This is a genomic window from Flavilitoribacter nigricans DSM 23189 = NBRC 102662 (genome assembly GCF_002646595.1).
GTDB lineage: Bacteria > Bacteroidota > Bacteroidia > Chitinophagales > Saprospiraceae > Flavilitoribacter > Flavilitoribacter nigricans.
On record NZ_PDUD01000021.1, the window covers coordinates 22764 to 45330 of the forward strand.

The window sequence follows — 22567 nt, forward strand, 5'->3', positions numbered from 1 at the left end:
CGATCACTCCCGTCGAATAGCATCTACCGGATCGAGTCTGGCCGCCCGCAGGGCCGGGTAAGTCCCGAAAATAATACCGATCAGCACCGCTACCAGAGCCACCACCAGCATGGTACCCACCGTAAAGGAAGCGGTGAAGGGAATTCCCAGGATCATTTTGACGATAGGTGCCGCCACGAGACTCATGAGGATGCCCAGGATCAGTCCCAGAAAGCTGCCCAGAGAAGATACCGTTATCGATTCCGCCAGGAATTGCAGGCTGATGTCTTTCCGTTTGGCGCCCATCGCTTTGCGCAAGCCAATTTCTTTGGTTCGTTCCGTAACCGAGATCAGCAATACGTTCATAACACCAATACCGCCGACCAGCACGGAGATACCGACGATCATGCCCATGATGAGCCGAAACAGCACAAAGCCCTGGGCCACCTGATCCACCCGGGTTTCGTTGATAATAAAATTCAGATCGTCGGTCTTGCCGGGAAAAACCGTCTGTAGAGCCGTACGCACACTGTCCCGCAGGGCGGGGACCTGCTCAACGTTCTGCGCCCGGAAAAGCAATTGCAACTGTTGCTGCTCAAAATAACTTTGGTCCAACAGAGTGATGGGGATGGCCGCCCGGGGTGGATCTTTCGGTCCTTCATTTTCCACCACGCCGATCACTTCCAGTTCGAAGTCATCCAGACGAAGGCGCAGACCCGGGAGACTGCTGTCCTCCTGATCGGGGCGGAGTTTATCGGCCAGAGTCTGATTGATGACAATGACCTTGGTACTATCCCGCACATCACCCGTGCTTAGGCTGCGGCCGGCAACCACTTTTTTCGGCTGGATCGTCATCGGCACGGGAGTAGCGCGGATATAAGCGCCCACTTCGGTCGTGTCTTCGCTGACGGATAGTACGCGGTTGAGATCCAGCCAGGCGAAGGAGGCGGTAGTGGGCGAAATTTGTTGCTGTACGTGCCGGAAATGATCGTAATGCAGCGTGGCCACGGAATCCCTACGGACAAAAATGCCGTTGACCCGGTCGCCGGTTTTGGCACTTACCATCACCGCTTCCAGACTGGTCGTGCTGGAGATCTGATCGTAAGCATACTGTTCCATTCCGTCGATGAGCGAGAGAATGGTGACCAGCGCGCCCACCCCGATCACGATTCCCAGTATGGACAAAAAGGTGTGAAAGAAATTGGTGCGAATATTTTCAATGGCCTGTTTAACAGAGACTAGTAGCGTTTTGAGCATAATGCTTGTACATTTGTTAGGGCCAAAAGTGCGCAACCGGAAAAAGGCCGCCAAAAAGATTGGACGAAGGCAGTCAATTTGGAGATGTAAAAAACTTCACCTTTTCGATCGCTGGTCTTTTAATCCCCGACAAATACCCATTTCATCGATCAATTATGTGGAACAGTAAGGAAACAAAACTCAACCCGCAGACCATACACTTTCAGCTGGAAAAGTCCTATCGACTCCTGTCCGTGCAGGAGGTGATCGATGCCTGGATAGCGGACCGTGAATTCAGGAAATTTTACAATGATCTGCTCGCAGCAGCGCCTTTTCCCGCTTTTTTCTGGGAACTCCCGCCGATCGTCCGGTCAGACCTTGACCGGCCATTTGAGTTTGTGCTGGTCAACAGCAATGCGCTGGCCCGGGTGAGCCCGATGGGGCAGGCATTTCGGTCGTATTTTCATACGGAAGAACCGGTCGTGGTTTTTGACAATCTCGGAGGAGATGCTACGCTGGTGGTACCTACGCCCAAAGGGAAGAAGTCCGCTTATCCGCATCTGGGACAGTTTGTGCGTCACGGCCCGGAAAGCCAGGTGGATGCTTTCTGGCAGGAAGTGGGACGAACCTATCGGCAAAAAATATCGGACACCGTGCTTTGGTTGAGTACTTCCGGGCTGGGAGTCTACTGGCTGCATGTACGCCTGGACTCCTACCCGAAATACTATACCCACGGTCCTTACCGGCAGTCCCGATTTTGAGTGGCCTGCCGACCTTAATTGGATAACAACATCAGGAGTTCCTCCTTTTTGCTTTTGGATACCGGCACCTTCACTTTGTTTTTCATGATGAGGTAACCGCCGTCCGAACGGACATATTCTTTGACGTGGGCCAGGTTGATCACATACGAATTGTGGGCCCGGAAAAAGCCAAAGGTTTGCAGCATGGTCTCAAATTCCTTGAGGGTTTTGGAGATCAGGCGGGTGGGCTCTCCCATCAGGTGAATGAGGGTGTAATTACTGCTGGCTTCACAGAGAATGATCTGTTCGGGATCCACGTATTCAATGCTGTCCCGGGAGATCAGCCCTACTTTACCGGGCCGGCCGTTCCGCTCCGCTCTTACATTCTGGAAGAGCTGATCCATCTGCATGGAAGACAGGCGTACATCCCGATGCTGGTGTTTGTTGACGGCGGCCACGAGTTCCTTATTCTGCACCGGTTTTAGGAGGTAATCCAGCGCACTGAATTTGATCGCCCGGATCCCGAAGGAGTCGTAGGCGGTCACAAAAATAATGTCAAAGGAAATGGATGGGCCGATCTCTTCCAGCACATCAAAGCCACTCAATTTGGGCATTTCAATATCCAGGAATAACAGGTCAACCGGGTTGTTCTGCAAAAATTCCACGCCCTCCACCGCGTCGGTGAAGGCCGCTTCAATAGAAACATCCGAACAATAGTGTTGTAGTTTCCATTCCAGTGTGTCGATGCTGTGCTGTTCATCGTCGATGATGACTGCTTTAATCATATTCTTTAGATTGCAATAGTTAAGGTAACCTGGGTGCCGGCAGCTTCACCCTGGCTGTCATAGAGGTCGGAGATCACCACCGAAGCCTCTGCCTGATACAATTTGTTGATCATTTCGATGCGGTTCTGCGTGATCTGCATCCCCATCGATTTTTTATGGTTACCGGATTTTCTTTTCTGTAGAATGGCCGACTGCACCCGGCCGATGCCGTTATCCTTGACGGCAATGCGCAATTTTTCCTGGTGCATGTCGAGGGAAATATCCACCCGTCCTTTTTCCCCGCCGTTCAGGTGCCGTAGTCCGTGCCAGATCGCGTTCTCCACGTAGGGCTGGATCAGCATGGGCGGGATCTCTATGTGGTGGACATCCACATCGGGAGCAATGTTGATATTATAGGTGAAGCCGCCCGCCGATCGCATGCATTCCATTTGCAGGTAGAGCTCGAGACCGGAGATCTCGTTTTCCAGACTGATGTAGGTCGTGCGGGAATTTTGGAGGATCAGACGCATCAGATGAGCAAACTTGTTTAAATATTCGGAAGCTTTGAAGGACTGATTTTTGATAATGTAACTGTCAATGGAATTCAGACTGTTGAACAGGAAATGGGGATTCATCTGGGAAACCAGGGCACTCATTTCCACGCCCGCCAGTTTTCGTTCGTAGGCGGTTTTAATTTTTTCCTCTTTCCGGATCTGCTGGATGCGGTACTGAAAAATGCTGTAGACCAGGACGGAAAGGCAAAGGGCAACGAGCGTCAGAAACCACCAACTTTTAAACCAGGCCTGATTAACAATTACGGGCACTTCCAGGATGGCCTCATTCCAGATGCCTTCGTTGTTGGCCGCCATCAGTTGGAAGGTATAATCCCCGGGCGGAACGCTGGTGTAGTTGGCCACCAGTTGGTCGCCGGCATCGATCCACTCCTCGAGTCCCTTCAAGCGGTATCGGAAACGGATGTTTTCCGAAAAAGTATAAGCCTGAGCGGCGTAGGCGAGGGAAAAGAAATTCTCGTTATTACGGAGTTCCAGGGGCGCTCCGCCAAACATCGGGTAGGCCGCGTTGTGGGGCTTTTGCCGAACGCTGATCTGGGTCAGGTAAGGTTTGGGGACCTCCTTATTCCGGGTAAGACGCAGGGGATAGGTCAGCGTGATCTCCTGTCGCCCACCGATGACCAACTGGCCGTCGGGAAGCATCGACATTCCGAAAAAATCGATGGGGAAACTGCTGTATTTCAGACTGAAATGCGCGACCACCCGACCTTCCCGGTCAATGCGGAAGATCTCCTTATTGGTCGCTCCCCAGATGTTGCCCTCCGGATCGCTGATCAGCGCATAAATGTGGCCTTCCACGCCGGCATCCCGGATGCTGGTTTTCGCAATTATCCCTTTTTCCGGATGGGCTACTTCCATATATGCCATCCGGCCCTCTTCGCTACAGGTCCATACCCGGCCGTATTTGTCTTCGGCGAAGCCGTTGACCACCGCGAAGCTTCGGGCCGGGTCAACAGAAAACAGAAAGTTGTGGATCTTATCATCTTTCCGGCTGTAGACGCTGAAACCGTCCATTCTTTTCATCCAGACATTGTGCGCACTGTCTTCTAAAAGATCCCCGATGCGGGAGACCAGTTTGTTATCGATGAGAAAATCATTGACAAAAGAGGAATAGGTGCCTCGGTGGGGATCCACCAGGAACAGGCCGGCATCGAGACTACCGGCCCAGAGCTTACCGTCTTTACAGATTTCCAGGGACGTAAACCAGATATTTTTGGTAGCCGGATCGTTCAGAATGGGGCTCAGCAGTCCGCTGGAAGGACGATAAAGAAACAGCCCCTCCTGAGCGGCTAGTACATATTCGTCCCGTCCAAGCTGACCGAAGCCATAGATCTGAAGCCAGTTATATTCCTTTTTGTAGCGGGAAAGATTTCGGAAAGGGTAGCTGCCCCAGGTATTATTCTTTCGATTAAAAAAGTAAAGTTCTTTAGTCACCCGGGGGCAGATAACGATCTCATCCTTTTCCGCATCGTAATCCTGGAGAAACACGAAATTCGTTTCCCCGTCGGTGTGGGGCGCAAAAGAATAAGTATGGAATTGCTGGATATAGGGGTCGTACAGAAATAATCCCTGGTGGTTGGTATACCAGTAGCGCTGGCCCTTGTCGAGTAATCGAATACCGTAGTAACGTTTATTACGGTTGTCGTTGAGTGTCTTGTAGAGTATACGGTTCTCTTTGGTAGAGTAGAGGAACAGCCCCTTACCGGTAGTGAGCCAGATGGTCTCATTGGACTGCGGGACCACGCTACTTACCGGAAGCGCGCTTAGAAGCTGGGCGGTATCGTTAACCGCCTGGATCAGGTTCATCTGTTTCGTGACCGGATCGAAGTAATAGGCCCCTTTGGCCCAGGTGGAGACATAGACCCGCCCGTCGTCGTGATGATAAAGACTGCGGATCGTATTCAGGCCCGAATAAGTTGCCTTATCCTCGTGGAGGAAATGGTGGAACTGAAGATCACGACTGTATTTGTTGAGCTCCATCAGACCGGTAGACGTACCCGCCCAGATGATCGAATCGTTGGTGCGGGATTGTTCGATAGAACCCACCATCCGTGCTTCAAAATTGCTGGTAAGATAGTCCGGGTAATAGGAGGGCGCGTAGAATTCAAAATCATCCTTTTCCGGATCGTACTTCCAGAGGCCCATGAATTTGGTCCCGATCCAGATATCTCCCTGACGATCTTTGAGGATCGCGAGTACATCCTTGCGGGAACTGGTGGTGAGACTGTCTACCTTACCGGATTCACCAAGCTGGTAATTGCGAAACTCGTGGGTATGAATATTCAGTACGGAAATTCCCTGCAGGGTTCCGGTCCAGATCTCATCTCCGATCGGTAAGACCGTGAAAACCTGATCGGAAAAAATGGAAGTAGGGTCCTTCGGATCGTTTTTGTAAAACTTGAACCTCCGGCCGTCGAAACGGCAAAGCCCATTATCGGTAGCCATCCAGATGAAGCCGTTCGCACCTTCCTCAATAGAAGCACGAAGTGTGACGTCCTCACTACTGTTGATCTTTACAAATTGCTCAAAGTGATAATCTTCCTGGCCGGAGAGGTGAGGTGAGAACTGGAACCCCAGTATTGCAAGGAAATATATCTTTAGTGGGCGAAGCAATGGCGTTGAGGATTTTAGAGACCGTTAGCTTACATTGAAGGTATTACTTATTGCTTTTCTTTCCAAAGTTAATGAGTGAAAATGCCTTATCGCTTAGTAGAAGTAAATGTTCACTGATTCTAAGTTCGGGCTAAAGCGTAATTATTGCAGATTAAGCCCCGTTCGGCAAGATTACGCTTGTAAAAAGCCAAAGCACAGAACGGCTAAATGGCCGCTATAGGAAAGCCCGGCGGGGTGTAGCTTTGTAATTGAAACCGAATGGAAACTATTTAAAATCAGCCGAATGAAACCTCTATTAGAACGGCATGAAGGAGAAAACTTACGTAAGATAGAGCCCCTCAAAAGTGACCACCAGCATCTTACCTCACCTCCAAAAGAAGATCTGCGGCGCCCCACGGCCCGGCAAATGGGATACCCGGATGCCCTGATCAGTCGCATACCCGCCGGGGCGATCTCATCGTTTACGGGTGTCGGTTACTTTTTTCACCTGGTAGAACTCCGCCCGGGAGAGCGGGTGGTAGATCTGGGTTGCGGTTCGGGGACGGACAGTTTTATTGCCGCCCTGTACACCGGAGTGGAGGGAAGTGTGGTCGGACTGGATATGTCCACGGAACTCCTGGAAAAAGCCCGGAATATCCGGGATGCCCACCAACTGCAAGGTATCGAATTTTACGCCGCGAAAATCGACCGCCTACCTCTGCCGGACGCCTCCACGGATATGGTGATCAGTAACGGGGCGATCCACCGGGCATCCAATAAGGCGGGGGTGTTCCGGGAGATCGGCCGTATTCTGCAGCCGGGCGGACGACTGGTCTTTGCCGATATTGTGGTCCGGACTTCATTTCCGGGGCAAGGAGAAGCGCGCGAGCTATACCGGCCGGATCATTTTGACGGAGCGGTAATGCTGGAAGCGTACATCCAGTGGATCGAGGCTGCCGGTATGAAAATGGTGATCGTGGAGGATAATTCCCAGTACGGGCAGTTATTGCGAAAGAAAGAGAATTGCCTGAGCCGATACGGACTTAGAAGTATCTCCCTGCTGGCCATCAAACAATAGGGAACGATGGGACTCCGGTAAGGCTACGGCCATCGGTAGCAATTGGGTGAAATTTAAAGTATCTTGATCCTTTCCGTTGGTACGGAAATTTCGTTGTAATTTTTCGGATCCATTCATCTACACCCAATTGTTATGCTCCTCACCAAACAAAAACTGGAATACGGATTGCCGCTGGCGATCACCCTGTTGGTCGTGATCACGGTACTCCAGGACCTGATCGCTTCCATTCTACTCGACCGCGGATTTTATCTTTCCGAATCACTCCTGTTCAAGATCGTCTGGATGCTTTTTCTGCCGGCGGTGTTTTTGCTTTGGTATGGTCTGAAACGCCTACCCTACAGACCTACCCGGCGCTGGTTGTATCCGGGGATCGCCCTGGGAATGGCCGTCGGACATTTGCTGCTGGCCGGTGCCCTGACCGCCGGGATCGCTCAATTGTTCATGAGGCGTCCCTTTACTTTTAAGGGCGTGGAAGAATACCTGCTCTCCCACCAGGGACTGCCGGTTTTATGCTGCTATCTGATCATGGTCGCCGGGATCGTCTACCTCCGGCACCGGCGACGCCAAGCCGACGAATTACCGGCATCGCCACCAGACTATCCGGAATTTTTAAGTGTCCGGCAGGGGAAAAAGGTTATTCCCGTTCCGGTAGAAGCGATCCAATATATCCAATCCGAAAATCCCTATTGCCGCCTGGTGACCCATGGTGGGAAATATCTGATGAGCACCAGCCTTAAACAACTCCACTCGGAGCTGGACCCCGGTCTTATGCTGCGCGTACACCGGTCCACGATCGTGAATGTGCGGGAGATCCGGGAATTGAGGTCCCGCTCCAACGGTGATTATGATATCCTGCTCCACAGCGGAGTAATGCTGCGGTGGAGCCGCAATTACGCCGACGGCCGCAAAGAACTACTCCACTTAGCCCGATAACTACTCAGGATAGCCGGTTTTTGTGGTTTGTCGCCTTTCCGGGGCTTACTTTCAACCGAAAAAACCGACATGATGAAATTGTTGATCCATGTTTTCTTTTTGTGTTTGGTGGTAGCCTGCCAGTCGCAACCCGGCAGCGGACCGGCACCGAAAAAAAGCCGTCTGGTGGGCGGGCCGTGTGAAATCTGCCATGCTATCGAGGGGTACGATTACGCCGCACTAAGGGCGGTGGATACCCTGCCGGATTTTGCGGGCAGCGCCCAAAAATTAAAGATCACCGGTATCGTTTATCAGGCCGATGGGAAAACCCCGGCTCCGGGTGTAGTGGTCTATATTTATCATACCGACGAAAAGGGGGTATACCAAAACCGGTCGAACGCTAACGGCCCGGGATCCTACACTTACCACCAGGGCTGGGTGAAAACGGATGAGAACGGGCAGTATACCTTCTACACATTCCTCCCGGGCACTTACCCCAGCCGCACGGAACCCCGGCATATCCATCCCCTGATCCAGGAGCCGGACGGCAAACGTTACTGGATCGATGCCTATTTTTTTGACGATGATCCTCTGCTGAACTCTGAAGCGCGCAAGGGGCAGGAAAATCGTGGTGGCAGCGGGATCCTGCGGCTGCGCCGGCAGGGCGATCTGCTGGTAGGTCGGCGGGACATTATCCTCGGACTGAATGTGCCGGGTTATACCCCCACTACGGGGCAGGTATTACCTTCCGGGAAAGCGGTTGGAGAGGAAGTCTTTTCCTTCACGCCTTACCACGTCTGGGGGCCGGACGCCGGATCCAAAACCTGCCCGGTGTGTAAATACGGACGGTACCACGGTCTTTTGTTCTTTGTGGGGCACAACAACCAGGATTGGGAAGAAACAGGCAGATGGCTGACGTATCTGGAAAACGAAAGCGCTGCCCGCCAGCAATACCTGAAGGTATATTTGATCTACGAAAATGAGAATGCGGGGGAGGCCGAAAAGCAATTGAGGCAGCTGGGCGAAGATCTCGGCCTGGAACGGGTAGCCCTTACCTACGTGCCTTCATTTGCCGATAAAAAATCGGAAGTGGATCTGATGGAGATCAATTCCAAAGCCGCCAATACTATTGTGCTCTACCGGGATAGCCGCATCATTGATAAATTCGTAAATCTAAGCGCCACAAATGAGCATTTTGAGCTTATCTCCTCCCGGCTGGATGCAACGGCCGACGATATCTTTTATCTTCCGGCGTTTCAAAAACATTAGAAATAGGCTAACTTTATTCTGCGGCCAAATCTAGAGTCCGCAGAATAAAGTTACCATGAATTTCATCTTGATTACCGGCCCTCCTGCGGTCGGAAAAATGACGGTAGGTGAGCATCTGGCCGAACGGCTGGATTACAAACTGTTCCACAACCATTATTCCATCGAATTGGCGCTTAGTATGTTCCCCTACGGCACAGAAGATTTTGAAGCCGTCAATCAGGGCATCCGGGATCTGGTATTTAAAACTGCCGCGCAGAGCAAATCGCTGAAGGGCCTCATCTTCACCCTCGTCTGGGCTTTTGATCTGGAAGAAGACTGGGAATACGTCCGGAAGATCAAGGCGCACTTTGAACCCCACGATTGGGATTTCTACTTCGTAGAGCTGTATGCCCCCATGGATGTCCGGCTGGAAAGGAACAAAACGCCCCGGCGACTGGCCGCAAAAGCGAGTAAGCGAGACGTGGAAAGCTCCGACCGGGGCGTACGCGAAATGGAAGAAGAATTTGAGATGAATACGGACGGATCGGGCATCGGGGAAGCAAATTATCTGTGGATCGATAATTCCGATCTATCGGCTACCGCCGTAGCGGAGCGGGTGATCCGGGAGTTTGGCCTTGGCGATTAGCATAGCACTACAGCTTACCAGCGTATTCGGAATTTGGCACGTATCAACCCGGCAATTCAACAGATTCCTTGTTGGATAATGTGAAAAGTTTCAGATAAATTTGGTGGGAATATTTCGCGCTATATGACTGAAAAAAAGGACAAAAATCAACTGCCGGATCTTCTGTTGGTCGTAGTGCCTGCTTTGTTGTTACCCGCTCTGGGAGAAAGCCTCGACTTCAACATTCCGGAGATGGTCTTAAGGATGGTATTGACCGTCATGGGCGTGGCGTTGGGTGGAGGCCTGTATCTGATCCTGCAGGGGCGTCCGGCCTGGCTTAAGATCGGGAGCCTGCTCCTGATGACGATATTAGTTTTCGGCCTGATCATCGGCCTGAAACCGGCTCCGCAGGAAGAGGTCCTACTCACCTGTGAAGTATGTGGTTATCAAGCCTTATACGAGCCGGCGGATATTTGCGGGGTCTGTTACGTAGAGCTCAACCACGCCACCATGGAGGAAGAAGGCTATACTTCCAGGGCTGAAATGGTCCGAGAAGAACAACTCCTTTTCTTTGCCACGGAAGAAGGCGTTTCCTTTTTTGAACCCCAAACTTACCGGGACGAGGAAGAAGTATTCCATAAAGACCCTGACTGGAAGCCGCTCGTAAGTGCGGAAGAAGTACAAGCTTACCGGGAAGAGTAACGGCTGGAACTACCGAATCTCAACTACTTAATTCCTTACCTTCAAACACCCCCGCACCTGCTGCAATCCTCCCAATTGAATACGGATGTAATACTGCCCGGCGGGTAGTTCTTCCGCGTGCCAGTCGACCTGGTGTTCTCCCCGGGGAAATATACCGTTGGCGGGATTGGCAACCAACTGGCCGGCATTGTTGAATACCTGGAGGATGACCGGCCCTCCGTCACTCTCGAATCGTAGGCGGGTCCAGGAAGTAAACGGATTGGGATAGATATTGAGTAGCTGCCGACCGGCCTGGAGGTTACGATCCCTCACCGATGTAGGCAGGCAATTCACGGTGGAGAATACCGGCAGGTCCTGGTAGTCCCGGTACAGAATATCCCGGAGTGTATCCGGTGGCACGCAGAACCAATTTTTAAGCACAGTAGCGTATACAGACCGGAAATCGTACTGCATGGGCAGGTTGCTTTCAACGGTCGCATCCACCGGGATATCGGGATTATCTCCCAGTACGCCACCTTCGATCGCCTTGCCGAATAAGAACAGGGGGGCGGCAGCGCCGTGATCGGTGCCGTTGCTAAAGTTGGAAATAATGCGTCGGCCAAATTCCGAAAAGGTCATTCCGGTGACGCGATCGGCCACCCCCAGCGCTTCTATATCTTTTTGGAAAGCGTTGATCCCTTCCGAAACCCGTTTCAGCAGTTCGGCGTGTTCTCCCTGGGTCGTGTTATCCGTGACCACCTGGTTGTCGTGCGTGTCAAAACTACCGATGGATACCATATAGATCCTGGTTTTTAAGCCGCCGGCGATCAGCCGGGCCACGATCTTGAGCTGTTCGGCGAGGAAGTTCTCCCCGGGGTATTCGGCAATATTTCCGGCTTTACCAAAGGCCTGCACGATCACCTGTCCGTAGGCATTGGACTGTCTTTTGACAGTGCGTACGTGGCTGAGCAGTTCGCCGGCTGGTGTGGCGGGAGCCGGGGTTTGTACGCCATTGATCAATTCGTAAAATTCCGCCGGATTGACTACGGACATGCCCATGGCGGCAAACGGCCCCTGTAGAGCCAGGGAAACCGTTGCGCCAATTTCCAAAGAGAGCGGGTCCGGCATATCCTGATTGGGAAACTCTGCCGGGAAGTTGGGAAATTCTTCGTGTAGATAGCGCCCGGCCCAACCGGAGTTGACCAACTGGTCGGCGTCCGATCCGCTCATCCAGATATCAGTAGCCCGGAAATGGGAATAATTAGGATTGGGGTAGCCTACGGACTGGATGATCTTGAGCTTTCCTTCATTGTAGAGGGACTGCATGCCGGACATGGCCGGATGGAGTCCAACGCGATCCTGGCCTTCCAGTTGGAGCGTACTGTTTTCGGGCAGGACGACCTGAGGCCTTACCTGCGTCAGCTTGCCGTATTGATCGAGGGGGACAACGGTATTCAGGCCATCGTTCCCGCCGTCGAGCCGGATCAGCACCAGTACTTTGTCCGTATCCGTTGTGGTATTGGTCAGGGCGCTCATCCAGGGATTGGCACCCAGTGCTTTTATTCCAAACCCGTTGATCAGATTGGGTAATACTACTCCCGCTGCGCTATATTTTAGAAAATGTCTTCTTTTCATTGGTTTGTTTTCATTGATCTGACTTATCGAAAAATACCCGGTATTCAGATTGGTTGCTTCAATCCAGTATTGGCATCGGATCCGGCCCTTTACCGGCTAAGACTCAGCACAATTGATATTCTTCCTGGTGTAAAAAGGTATAAAAGAAGGCCAGCAGACGATTGCGAACGGTCTCCCTTTTCATTTCATCGGTGGGGTCAGCCGTATAGGCCAGCCAGGCGTCGGTCCAGTAATAATCACTGATCTGCCCGGAGAGCAGGATGGATTTCAGGCGACTGCGCAGTGCACCGCTGATATCGATACCCAGTTGCCAGGACGCCAGGATATCGACCAGCGCATTCGGATCTTCGGCATTCGGTAACAGGGCCACGGTGCTGAGAATATCGAGCGGCACCTGGGTATTGTCGGTGGCAATGCCACTCCAGAGCAACCAGTCGGCGATCAGCCCCCGGCGCGGCAGGGAATCCGTCGTGATCCAGGATTTATCAAATACCGGAACCTGGTAGTAGGCCGGCCAGCCCGAAACGCTGGGTGGGTCGCCGATACTTTGCTGCTGGATGTCTCCCATCCAGACGATGGAAAGATTGTGCTGCAAGCGGTCCCGCAGCATAGACCGGTCGGGGATTGGATTGCCGAATTCCCGCAGCATGCCGATGTGGTAGTCGAATGGACTTTTCAGCATAGCTCCCCGTCGGCTGGTATCAAAAAAATGGGCGCTGGAAAACAGCGTTTTTAATACCGGTAAGATCTGATAGTCACTGTTCCGGAAGATCTGGGCCAGAGGCTCGATCACCTGTTCTTCCGTAAGCTCATCAATGTCGTGGTGGACAAAAAAGCGATAGATCTTCCGGCAGATAAACAGCGCACATTCTTCGGTAGCAAAGAGCATATCCAGCAATTCGGAGAGCTCCTGTACGCCGGCTTCTCCCGACCGTCCCGTGATCAGCCGGTTGCCGTAAAAGGCAGAGAATTGTTTATCCTCCGTATCGTGTTCCCAGAAGGCAAAATAGATCTCATTGGTATCCCAGTTGAAACGCCAGCCGGTTAGTATCCGGGCGGCAGCCTGCACGTCGCTTTCGGTGAAATTTGCGCCGGGGCCTTTACCGATACAGAACAATTCCTGGAGTTCGCGGGCATAATTCTCATCCGGAGCACCTACGGAATTGTACTGCCCGTTCAGATAGAACAGCATGGCCGGATCCAGGGTAAGCGCGAGGATGAGTTCTTTGAAGTTACCCAGAGCCAGTCGCCGGATCGTCATCAGGTAGTCGTAATTGCGACGGGCGTGAAAAACGGCATAGAACTGTATCGGGATATGATTGTGCCAGAAAACGACCATCTTTTCGAGAATGGACCGGTCCTGCTCGATCAGATTACCAACCCACCAGGCTTTGAGGGAGCCGATACGGCTGGCCTCAATATCAGTATTGAAAGGGGCGTTGATCCAGGTTGCTCCCCAGGGCACATCCGGATCATCGATCGTTTCTTCGTTGAACCCATTGTAGTCGTTTACCGGCAGGGGAGGAGAGGCTGCGTTCGGGCTCAATAGCTCCGTCACCGCTTCTTCGGGCGTTTTGCTGAGCAGGTAAGTTACATCTTCCGCCTTCGCCCCGAACATCAACCGACGCAGGAGGTGGGAAACCTGCAGTAGCCCCCAATCTCCGCTGTAGGGTTCAAGCCCCGGTGGGGGATTGTCGAAAGCCTGTACGCCTGCTGCATCTTTGGAATAGAAGGTGGGGGCCGTCCGTTTTCGGGAATTTTTGTAGCTCATCAACTGAAATTATGGTAAGGCCGGCAGCGATCAATGTTCCTGCGCAAGTCGCCAGGCATTGGCCATCCGACCGTAGACATCGAATAGAAAGACTATTTGATTGGTAGTAATTTGTGATGATAATTTGTCCGGGAAGGATGGTAAAGATAAGGAATTCGGGAGCCGGAGTCCAGGAGCAAGGCGATTTTTAGATGAAGGGGCAGAGCCGTGGGATGAAAGAATACGGAACGTCGGAAGTTTACCGGACCGTAAAGACCCGTTCGAAATAGGGCGGAGCGGCCTGGTTACCGGTTTCGGTTTCGGCCGGCGCATCGAATAGCCGGACAAGGTTATTACCGGCGAGATCCTCCACATCCGTACTGATTCGCAGGCGATAGGTGCCGGATTGCCAGGTTTGGTCGGGGTGCCAGCTCCAGCTCTTTTCTTCCGGCCCGACCCGGATCTCGCCCTCCAGGAGGTTTCCCTGGTCATCGAATACGGCGAGACCACTCTGCAACAGTGCCCTATCCATCGCTTCCGGGAAGTGTATCCTCAAGGGGGTTTTGCTCCCGGCCGCCGGGCAGAGGATGTCCCATGTAGCCGGATCCGGTTTCTGGCTGTCTTTGCTCCCCGTGCGAAAGACTTTGATCTGATCTTCGGCCAGGGGAATGCCGCCGGCAGCCGGCCAACCCTTGCGGATCACCAGCCGATACGTGCGCCTGGGCCGGAGTGGAGGTCCCATTTCCCGGTTGGGGATCAGCAGGCTTTTGATGCGACCGGGATCAAACCACACGGTTAACCTTTGTTGTTCCGGATCCCACAGTTCCTGGGCCATGTCGAGAAAGGGGGCGATGACTTCGGTCCCTTCGTCATCGAAAAGCTGCAGATAGTCCGTTAGATATCCGGCCCGCATCCGCTGATCGAAGTGAATATAAAATTTGAGCTGATTAGCGGGCCAGAGATCCGCACTCGGGTAAATAGCGGTTACCGTGGGCGGCGCTACGAGTTGCGACTGGGGAATAAGGACCGGTATGACTTGTGCCGTCTCATTCCCAACGTACCAGATGTAGTAGGTGCGACCGGCCAGAAAAGGGAAACGAGGCCGAAAAAAGAGGGTGTCGCGATTTTGTGAGTAGCGCCCCATCACCGCCGGCAGATCCAAAGATTGCCCGGGAGCCTGGGTGTAAACGCGGAGAACGGCCGGACCCGCATCTTCGGCCAGTGGTGCGTGTCTGACGGGCAGGACCCAGCGAACGGTCCCGAATTGATCGTCCTGTTTCGAAACGACCAATTCGGGTGCCGTCGGGGATTGGGCTGCCAGAGGGAACAACCCTCCGGACAAAACTACCAACACGGTAAACAATATGCTTATTTTTCTGAGCACTTCGTTGCTTACATCCACTGATTCGGATAGGTATTCAGATTCAGATCGCCGTTCGGCATCCGCTGGAGCGTCAGAATATTTTCTTCGTTGAGATTGTCGATGTGGGTAATGCCCACGCGGGAGAGCACGGAGTGCTCCAGGCCAACGGCGTATTCACCATCCTTGAGCGGTTCAGTCAGCCCTTCTTTGATCTTGGTAATATCCTCCGGGTCGATCTTGATCAGCGCTTTGGAGGTATTGGACATCAGGATGTAGGATTTGTCGCCCTGCTTGTAGGTGATGATGTCGATCGGCATGTTACCGAAGCCAAATTCGCCCAGGGTTTTACTGACTACATGCTGACCGTCCTTCACTTCGGAAAGCGGAATACTGACGAAGGGCGTGCAGGTGTAGGTCGCCAGCAGGTAGGTTTCCCCGTTAAGGTCATACGGGATCAGTGTCCGGATCGGCGCCTCGGTTTCGGACTTCCCGTGGGCCACGTGGAAGACCTCAATCGTAGTGGTGGTCGCTTTCTTCTTAAATGGGAAGTTGAGCACCCGGAGCGCCGAGGCGAATTCTTCGTTGCTGAGGCCGGTAACGAAGAGCTTGCCGTCGTGGTAAGCAATATCGGTGATCGCTTCGGTGCGGTTGTCGCTTTTGCGCCAGTTTTGTTCCCCTCCCTTGACCACGCTGGGTACATCGGCCATCGAATGCCGGATATTATCCAGGGAAACTTCACTGATGTTGCCTTCCGGATCGATCCGCAGCAGTATGCCGGCGTAAGCCAGATCATTTGGGGTTTTCCAGAAGCCGAGCGCTTTGGCATCCGAACGGGAAACCGCCAGATAGATGTGCTGGGAAAGCGGATTGACCGCCAGATCGTGGATCACCACGCCTCTGGGGTCCGTGCCCAGCAGGGCGGCGAGTTTGCCTTCCACGTCTTCCATGGAAAAAGGTTTGCGTTCGGCGGGCGCCTCGCGATCTTCCAGGTCGAGTGCGAAGACCTTACCGGCTTTGGAATCACCGATAAACAGAATGCCTTCCGGGCCGAAGGTCAGCACGCTCATGCTTTGTACAGCGGCCTGTCCGCGCACAAAATCCTTGGTTAATCGTTCGTAATTTTCGGGAGAAGCGTAGGACCACAGACAGGCCACTACCAGGCAAAAGCTTAGGAGTTGTCTTTTCATTACAATCGGATTTTTGATGTGATTTCTCTTGTAATATCGTAAATTCCCCCATCAAAATATATACTGGCCAAGAAAATTGTGGAATCAAGATCATGGAATCTACCTTAAATGTACTCGGTGAACCCCTCGAAAGTTGTTGTAATAATCCCCGAACCGGATTCTACCGGGACGGCAATTGCCGGACGGGTCCGCAGGATACCGGACGGCATCTGATCTGCGCCCGAATGACGGCTCCGTTTTTGCGATTTAGCTTTCTGCGGGGAAATGATCTGACTACACCCCGGCCGGAATTTCAATTCCCCGGTCTGAAACCCGGCGATCGCTGGTGCCTGTGTGCGCTGCGTTGGGTGGAAGCTTACGATGCGGGATTTGCGCCGCCGGTGATCCTGGAGGCTACGCATCAGGATGCACTGCGCTATACCTCACTGGAAGCGCTGCGGGAATACGCCATCTTTAATCATCCGCAGGAGACGTAGGAAAGTGCCTGAACGGCACAGATCCCTGTAGCTTTCGAGCTGCAGGGATCTGTGGACCGAAATAGACTGCCCATAATTTTTAATATTCACAGGAAGCCGGATCGTGTTTCACGATGTAGGACTTGTAGTTTTTCGCTTTTGGGTCCTTACAACCTTCCAGATTTAGCAATTCTACGGTCATGAATTCTACCGGATGGCTTTCGCTCTGTAGAGAAATGGAGCCGCCGGACAGCAGTTGTCCATCCACCTTCAGAGCCGGATCATGACCGGATACGCTACCGCCGCCAATCTGCGGATTGTTGTAAGTCAATACTTCTTCACCCTCTACAAAATGCTGGATGAGCGAATCCCCCAGGGCGATCACTTCGGTCGTTACCCACTGATCACCGTGGTAGGTTTTTGAAGAAGAATTGATACAATGGTTGGTGAACAGGGTATCGCCCATCACCACGTTCGTACCCGGCGTACAGAGATTGGCCGTGGTCCGTGGGTCGGTACCGTTACCACCCAGCAGCTGCACTTCGATGGATATCGGGAAATCCTGATCGACGCCCATCGTCTTACCATCCTGTCCGTGGATCATGAGTCCGCTGTTGCGATAGGCCCAGCCCGGTCCGCCTGGACACTGGTCGCCTACAAAGCGGTACTTAGCCCGAAGTTTGTAGTAGGAAAATGGCTCTTTGTAAAAGATGTGGCCAAACTGGCTGTCAAAATCGGTATACCCGTCATAATTTACGGTAAGCAGGCTATCCTTCACCCGGAAGGTATTCCCGAAATTATCTCCGACTTCGTGCTGGCGGATCTTGATGATCCAGTCGTCGAGATCTTTGCCGTTAAATAGTTGTATCCATTCTTCTTTTTCCGGGTCATTAGCGGCCTGTTCCGGCGAAGAGGTTGATTTACAGGCGCTCCAAAACAGACTGCCGCATAGGAGCAGCAAAAAAGTTAGGTTTCTCATTTCTTTTGTATTTAATGAATTCACTGGCCCGGTAACGATTACCGTTCCCACCCGCTAACTTAAAGTTTTCGGATAAAAAAACACCATCCCGTATCGGGGGATTAATTCTCCTGAGGTTTTAAGCGGAGCACTTCTTCGGCAAAAGAGAAGGTCGCGGCGCGTACGGTATCGAGATCCTGGGACTTCAGATAAGAAGCGAGAATGTGATCGCCGACGGTGGGAAAGGCCACTTCCCGTTTCTGTTCCGGAGGCGTATGGATCTGCCGAAACATTTCCTGCATGGCCGCTACGGAAACTACGGGGTCCTGTTCTTCTTCATTTTTATAATAATAACCCAGAAAAAAAGGCTGGGTGACTTTGGCAAAGGTCGCTTCCGTCATGCCGTATTCCAGCAGATTCTGCAGTTCCACCAGAGCTTCCAGCCGGTAGGTGGTCGACCAGTATTTTTTGTAATTCTCGGGCGCATCGTAGGTCCGGTATTCTCCTTCGTAGACCATCTGGGCGATGTTGAGCCCCCAGGGGCCGTTCAGCAAAAAAGCAGCGGAATTGGCAATGGCGATATTCGGTGAGTAGGCAATAATGCCGGCGATCTCCGGAAATTTGGCCGCCAGCATCAGGGAAAGCGTACCGCCGGTGGAGGTCGACATCAGGATCACTTTTTCACCGATTTGTTTCCCAACGGCAAGAGCCGCCGCGGCGGAAGCCAGTAAGCTGTCGGAATCGAAGGTCAGCATAGCATCTTTATCGCTGAGGCCGTGGGCGTACAGCCGCGGTATGTACAGATTGCAGCCGTAGCGCCGCGCAAATTCCCGGTGAATGGGTTCGCCTTCTGCCCAACTGGCGGTAAAACCGTGCAGGTAAACGATACTGTAGGGCGTCTTCTGCGGAATGGAGTCCCGCCAGAAGATCCGGCTTTCGTTGTCCGGTTTCAAGCCGGTCACCTGCCGTTCTGCATCCCGGATCGAAGTTTCCAGTGCGCCCAGGTCATTGGATACCTCGGGTAGATCAATGCGGAGAGATGGCTTGTCCGGACTGGGGCCAAGCGCGAAAAGGATCATCAAGGCCAGCAGGACCAGTCCGATGATCATGAAAAACTTTTTCATAAACAGACCTTTACTGGTAGTTAAATTCGGCTTGCTCCCCACTGTCCAGCTGGTAGTGTTGCAGGAACTCATTCATAGACGGCCGGAAGTACAGGAACAACAGCAGACCGGCACCGAAAAAGATCAGGAAGGTTGTGTTGTTTTCCAGGAGCAGGATCACCAGACTGAAGAGATTAACCCCTTCGATGAGCGCCGAACGGAGAATGACCAGCGTTCGGTAGTGGGCCATTTTGGCCGGAAGATTTTCCTCTTCCGAGCCCTGGCTCAGTTGCCGGTTGTTGATGAAAAATACCAGTGGGAGCACGCCCACCAGTATGGCCGGTACCAATAGGCCATAGGTGCCTTCGGGCCAGCCTGTTTGACGGGTTTCCGGATTTAAGATGGCGAAAACGATCACGGAGCAGAACAAAACCTGCCCCGCTAGAAGGGAAAAGTACAGGATATTGGTCTGGCGGAAAACTTCTTTTGCGTTCATATTTGACGATTGACAATCAACTGGTGAATAGGTCAGGGCTGCAGCAATTGCAGAAAAATAGGAGTTTTCCAGCTTATTGACAAGCGCGGAAGCTTTCCGCCAGGGAAAATAAGATTATCGACGGTAATTTACGGTCACCGCTTCGTCGATCCCGATGATCCTGACTTCGGTACGTCGATTGTACTGATGTTCGGATTCCGAGCACTCCACAATGTCGCAGTCACAGCGGTTGCGCGGCTGGGTTTCACCGTAACCGAGGGTTTTGATGCGGTCGGCCTCAATACCCCGGTCCACCAGGAATTGCTTCGCTGATTCCGCCCGTTTTTCGGACAGCTTCAGGTTGTATTCATCCGTTCCCCGGCAATCGGTATGAGCGCCCAGCCGGATCTCCATGGATTTGTAGGTATCCATCAGTCGCACCAGGCCTTCGAGTTCGCGGGCCGCACCTTTGCGTATGGCAGATTTGTTGAAATCGTAGTAGATGTTCTCGAGAACGATAACGGTCCCCTTGCGAATGGGTTCCTTTTCGGAAAATTCGTCCATGGGAGTCATCTGCATTTCCACTTCTGCGGAACGTCGGCCGCGGATCTTCTCCATGGAGATCCGGGTAAGCTGCGGTTCGTAGCCACCCCTTTCGGCAATAATGGTGTATTCACAGCCGATCTCCAGACAGGCTTCAAAAACCCCGTCGAATTTGGTCCGGGTGAGTATTTCGGTATTGTCACACTGGTTGAGAATACGTACCAGTACTCCCGGGATCAGCTGCTTACTGGCCGCCGCCGAACGAACGGTACCCGTCAGTTCTATGCAGTTCTTCGGATCGAGCACCACTTCCAGCGGGCGCAACGGAGCATCTTTTTTCAAAGAATACGCGATCTCCTTGGAGGTGTAGCCGTCTTTCGAGACCAGTATCACATATTTTTGGTCCTCTTCGATCTGGAGCACTCCTTCACCGTTTCTATCGGTCTTGACATCCGGATCCCCGAGGAATTTCTCTTTTTTTCGTACCAGTTTCATGACCATTTCCCCGTAACCCTCACTGGGTAGCAGTTCCAGATCGTATAAGCTCTGATCGTCGATCAGTCCATCGTCCGTTCGGTAGAAGATCCGGATATCCGCACCGGGCAGACGGCGGCTGGCCTGACCGTCGTATACCGTCGCAACTAAACCGAAAGTTTCGGGGAGTTCGATCCCACGAATACCACCGGCGGCTTCGAAGAAATAGATATCGTCACCACCGGCACCACCTTCCCGGTTGGAAGTAAAGTATCCCTGTTCGCCGTCCTTGGTGAGAATAAGTCCCAGGTCATCGCTGGCTGAATTGAAGGGTTCTCCGAGGTTGATCACCCGGCCCCATTTCCGGCCGCTGATGTCGATCATGAAAATATCGAGACCGCCAAAGCCTTTATGATGATCCGAAGTGAAGAACAGCATACCGCTCTCGTGCAGGAAGGGAAATACTTCATTGCCCGCCGTATTGATATCCGGTCCGAGGTTGAGGGGCTTTTCCCAGCGACCTTCTTTGCGTTCTACGGAGTAGAGGTCCATGCCCCCGTATCCGCCCGGACGGTTGGATGCGAAGAATAGTTTATTGCCGTCCGGCGAAAGCGCAGGGTGCATACAGGTAAAATCGTCGCTGTTGAACGGCAATTCCTTCTGGTGCTCCCAGTCGAATTCACCCCGCTGGGCTTCGTAGATCTTGAGGTGGACCTTTTTATCTTTTCCGGCCCGGGTCACGCCGTGCTTTACGTTACTACGCGTAAAGTAAATGCGGTCAAACTGGCGGTTGAGCGCCACCGGTCCTTCGTGCCGTTCGGAATTGATCTCGACCGAGAAATTGGAAGGCCGGATCGGCAGTCCGTTCGGATCGAGGTCCGCATAGAATAATTCATTGAAAGTCTGGCCGGTCTTTTCATCAATGAGTCCGTTACGGTTCTGAGAAACGTACATACCTCCCTGGTAAAAGGAAGGAGAAAATTCCATCCGCGAGGAATTGATCGAACTGGCGTTATACACCCGGATATCCCGGTTGATATCTTCCCGCTTGTAGAGCGATTCGATCTTTTTGTTTCTATTCTGACCAAAACCAAGGCTCACTGTGAAAGCAAGCAGTAGCATCATTGATAAGGACCGTCTCATTTTATAACGTTTTGGAGGGCAAAACTACCCCTTTTGACGTAGATAAGCTGAACTCCTGTCCAGCCTGTTAGAAAAACCTTGGACTTACGAACTCTGCCGCATCATCCGACTGGCCGCCGATGCAGTAGCGCACCACGGCTTCCACCGAACCGCCGGTTGTATAACGAATTTCCGAAAGGGTATAGTCATAAGACAAACCCAGAAACAGCTCATCGGAGATCTGAATGCCGCCGATCAGACCGACCGCTTCACCGATCCCACTGCGCTTGGAACCGCCCAAACGGTAGGAAACACCGGTAGTGAATCGGTTCATAAAAATGAAGTTGACGTTGGCGTCTCCTTCAAAGGGCGCATTGCGGACGTATTTCAACAGTACCTGGGGCTGAAACTGCAAATTGGCATTGAGGTCCCAGCGCATACCACCGGTAAAGTAAATATGGGGCACTTCGCGGGTAATGATCACATCATCTTCCGCCAGATCGATGCTGTTGCCCAGCAGTCGGGGAGCGGAAACGCCAATGAAGAAGCGGGTGTTGTGGTAATAAAGCCCCGCCCCGAAATTGGGGATGTATTTACTTTGCAGGTCGCCGGGAATAGCTCCGTCCGTACCGGTCGGCTGGGTCGTAACTGCTTCACTGAAGTTGATGCGGATGAGCCGAACCGAACCCTGGATCCCCATGCTCAGATAACCCAAGGCTACTGGAATGCGGTAGGCGTAGGATACCTCGGCGGAGATGCGTTCCGTCAGACCGATCGTGTGCCGGGATACGGTTGCTCCGAGCCCCACCTTCCGGCCGAACATCGGCATACTGAAGGTCAGTAACTGACTCTGCGGTGTTCCCTCCGGACCACCGATCCACTGGTTGCGGGATACAGCGGTGAAACAAATACCGTCTTTACTCCCCGCGTAGGCGGGGTTGAAAGCCAGTTTGTTGTACATGAACTGAGAGAACTGCTCTTCCTGCTGTGCGTTCAGCGCGGAAAAAACAAAGCAGGAAACAAGAATGATATATAGCTTTTTCATGGTCGTAATGTTGGCGTAATTTTGAAAAAA

19 protein-coding genes are annotated in these 22567 nt (G+C 52.6%); 7 read left to right on the forward strand and 12 right to left on the reverse strand.

Features of this window, described 5'->3' with window-relative positions; translation table 11 throughout:
* Positions 1 to 3 precede the first annotated feature (3 nt).
* The gene (locus CRP01_RS15595) at positions 4 to 1236 is read right to left on the reverse strand and encodes an ABC transporter permease (protein ID WP_099151000.1); all 1233 of its coding nucleotides are present in this window, start codon (positions 1234 to 1236) and stop codon (positions 4 to 6) included.
* A 155-nt stretch (positions 1237 to 1391) separates the two neighbouring features.
* On the opposite strand from CRP01_RS15595, the gene CRP01_RS15600 reads away from it, so the two are divergent.
* Complete coding sequence (locus tag CRP01_RS15600) at positions 1392 to 1976, forward strand: DUF6940 family protein (protein ID WP_099151001.1); 585 nt, start codon at positions 1392 to 1394, stop codon at positions 1974 to 1976.
* A gap of 14 nt (positions 1977 to 1990) precedes the next feature.
* Here the strand turns inward: CRP01_RS15600 and CRP01_RS15605 are convergent, their stop codons facing one another.
* Together CRP01_RS15605 and CRP01_RS15610 are read right to left on the reverse strand one after the other, a co-directional pair.
* On the reverse strand, positions 1991 to 2740 hold the full coding sequence (locus CRP01_RS15605; RefSeq protein WP_099151002.1) for a LytR/AlgR family response regulator transcription factor: 750 nt from the start codon (positions 2738 to 2740) through the stop codon (positions 1991 to 1993).
* Positions 2741 to 2745: 5 nt separating this feature from the next.
* A complete protein-coding gene (locus tag CRP01_RS15610) occupies positions 2746 to 5904 on the reverse strand; it encodes a sensor histidine kinase (protein WP_099151003.1) in 3159 nt (1052 codons plus the stop codon).
* A gap of 283 nt (positions 5905 to 6187) precedes the next feature.
* Between CRP01_RS15610 and CRP01_RS15615 the strand changes: the two genes are divergently transcribed.
* From CRP01_RS15615 to CRP01_RS15635, 5 genes are all read left to right on the forward strand, one after another.
* A complete protein-coding gene (locus CRP01_RS15615; RefSeq protein ID WP_099151004.1) occupies positions 6188 to 6961 on the forward strand; it encodes a methyltransferase domain-containing protein in 774 nt (257 codons plus the stop codon).
* A 132-nt stretch (positions 6962 to 7093) separates the two neighbouring features.
* On the forward strand, positions 7094 to 7894 hold the full coding sequence (locus CRP01_RS15620; protein WP_099151005.1) for a LytR/AlgR family response regulator transcription factor: 801 nt from the start codon (positions 7094 to 7096) through the stop codon (positions 7892 to 7894).
* Between the two features lie 69 nt (positions 7895 to 7963).
* On the forward strand, positions 7964 to 9142 hold the full coding sequence (locus tag CRP01_RS15625; RefSeq protein WP_099151006.1) for a dioxygenase family protein: 1179 nt from the start codon (positions 7964 to 7966) through the stop codon (positions 9140 to 9142).
* 55 nt (positions 9143 to 9197) lie between these two features.
* A complete protein-coding gene (locus CRP01_RS15630; RefSeq protein WP_099151007.1) occupies positions 9198 to 9767 on the forward strand; it encodes an AAA family ATPase in 570 nt (189 codons plus the stop codon).
* A 123-nt stretch (positions 9768 to 9890) separates the two neighbouring features.
* Positions 9891 to 10448 carry a hypothetical protein gene (locus CRP01_RS15635; protein ID WP_099151008.1) on the forward strand — a complete coding sequence of 186 codons (558 nt, stop codon included), beginning with the start codon at positions 9891 to 9893 and terminating at the stop codon, positions 10446 to 10448.
* Between the two features lie 27 nt (positions 10449 to 10475).
* Here the strand turns inward: CRP01_RS15635 and CRP01_RS15640 are convergent, their stop codons facing one another.
* From CRP01_RS15640 to CRP01_RS15655, 4 genes are all read right to left on the reverse strand, one after another.
* A complete protein-coding gene (locus CRP01_RS15640) occupies positions 10476 to 12062 on the reverse strand; it encodes a DUF1501 domain-containing protein (RefSeq protein ID WP_099151009.1) in 1587 nt (528 codons plus the stop codon).
* Positions 12063 to 12165: 103 nt separating this feature from the next.
* Entirely contained in the window at positions 12166 to 13833 is a 1668-nt protein-coding gene (locus CRP01_RS15645) for a DUF1800 domain-containing protein (protein ID WP_099151010.1), read from the reverse strand.
* Positions 13834 to 14071: 238 nt separating this feature from the next.
* Complete coding sequence (locus CRP01_RS15650; protein ID WP_099151011.1) at positions 14072 to 15175, reverse strand: Ig-like domain-containing protein; 1104 nt, start codon at positions 15173 to 15175, stop codon at positions 14072 to 14074.
* 29 nt (positions 15176 to 15204) lie between these two features.
* A complete protein-coding gene (locus tag CRP01_RS15655; protein ID WP_099151012.1) occupies positions 15205 to 16362 on the reverse strand; it encodes a hypothetical protein in 1158 nt (385 codons plus the stop codon).
* A 92-nt stretch (positions 16363 to 16454) separates the two neighbouring features.
* On the opposite strand from CRP01_RS15655, the gene CRP01_RS15660 reads away from it, so the two are divergent.
* The gene (locus tag CRP01_RS15660; RefSeq protein WP_099151013.1) at positions 16455 to 16838 is read left to right on the forward strand and encodes a DUF2237 family protein; all 384 of its coding nucleotides are present in this window, start codon (positions 16455 to 16457) and stop codon (positions 16836 to 16838) included.
* A 79-nt stretch (positions 16839 to 16917) separates the two neighbouring features.
* On the opposite strand, the gene CRP01_RS15665 is transcribed toward CRP01_RS15660, so the two are convergent.
* The 5 genes from CRP01_RS15665 to CRP01_RS15685 all read right to left on the reverse strand — a co-directional run bounded on the left by CRP01_RS15665 (position 16918) and on the right by CRP01_RS15685 (position 22537).
* On the reverse strand, positions 16918 to 17796 hold the full coding sequence (locus CRP01_RS15665) for a 3-keto-disaccharide hydrolase (RefSeq protein ID WP_099151014.1): 879 nt from the start codon (positions 17794 to 17796) through the stop codon (positions 16918 to 16920).
* A gap of 101 nt (positions 17797 to 17897) precedes the next feature.
* Positions 17898 to 18899: an alpha/beta hydrolase gene (locus CRP01_RS15670; RefSeq protein ID WP_099151015.1), complete on the reverse strand. Its 1002-nt coding sequence runs from the start codon at positions 18897 to 18899 to the stop codon at positions 17898 to 17900.
* A 10-nt stretch (positions 18900 to 18909) separates the two neighbouring features.
* Positions 18910 to 19374 carry a hypothetical protein gene (locus CRP01_RS15675; protein WP_099151016.1) on the reverse strand — a complete coding sequence of 155 codons (465 nt, stop codon included), beginning with the start codon at positions 19372 to 19374 and terminating at the stop codon, positions 18910 to 18912.
* A 114-nt stretch (positions 19375 to 19488) separates the two neighbouring features.
* Entirely contained in the window at positions 19489 to 21513 is a 2025-nt protein-coding gene (locus CRP01_RS15680) for an OmpA family protein (RefSeq protein WP_099151017.1), read from the reverse strand.
* Between the two features lie 67 nt (positions 21514 to 21580).
* A complete protein-coding gene (locus CRP01_RS15685) occupies positions 21581 to 22537 on the reverse strand; it encodes a PorP/SprF family type IX secretion system membrane protein (RefSeq protein ID WP_099151018.1) in 957 nt (318 codons plus the stop codon).
* Between the last annotated feature and the right edge of the window lie 30 nt (positions 22538 to 22567).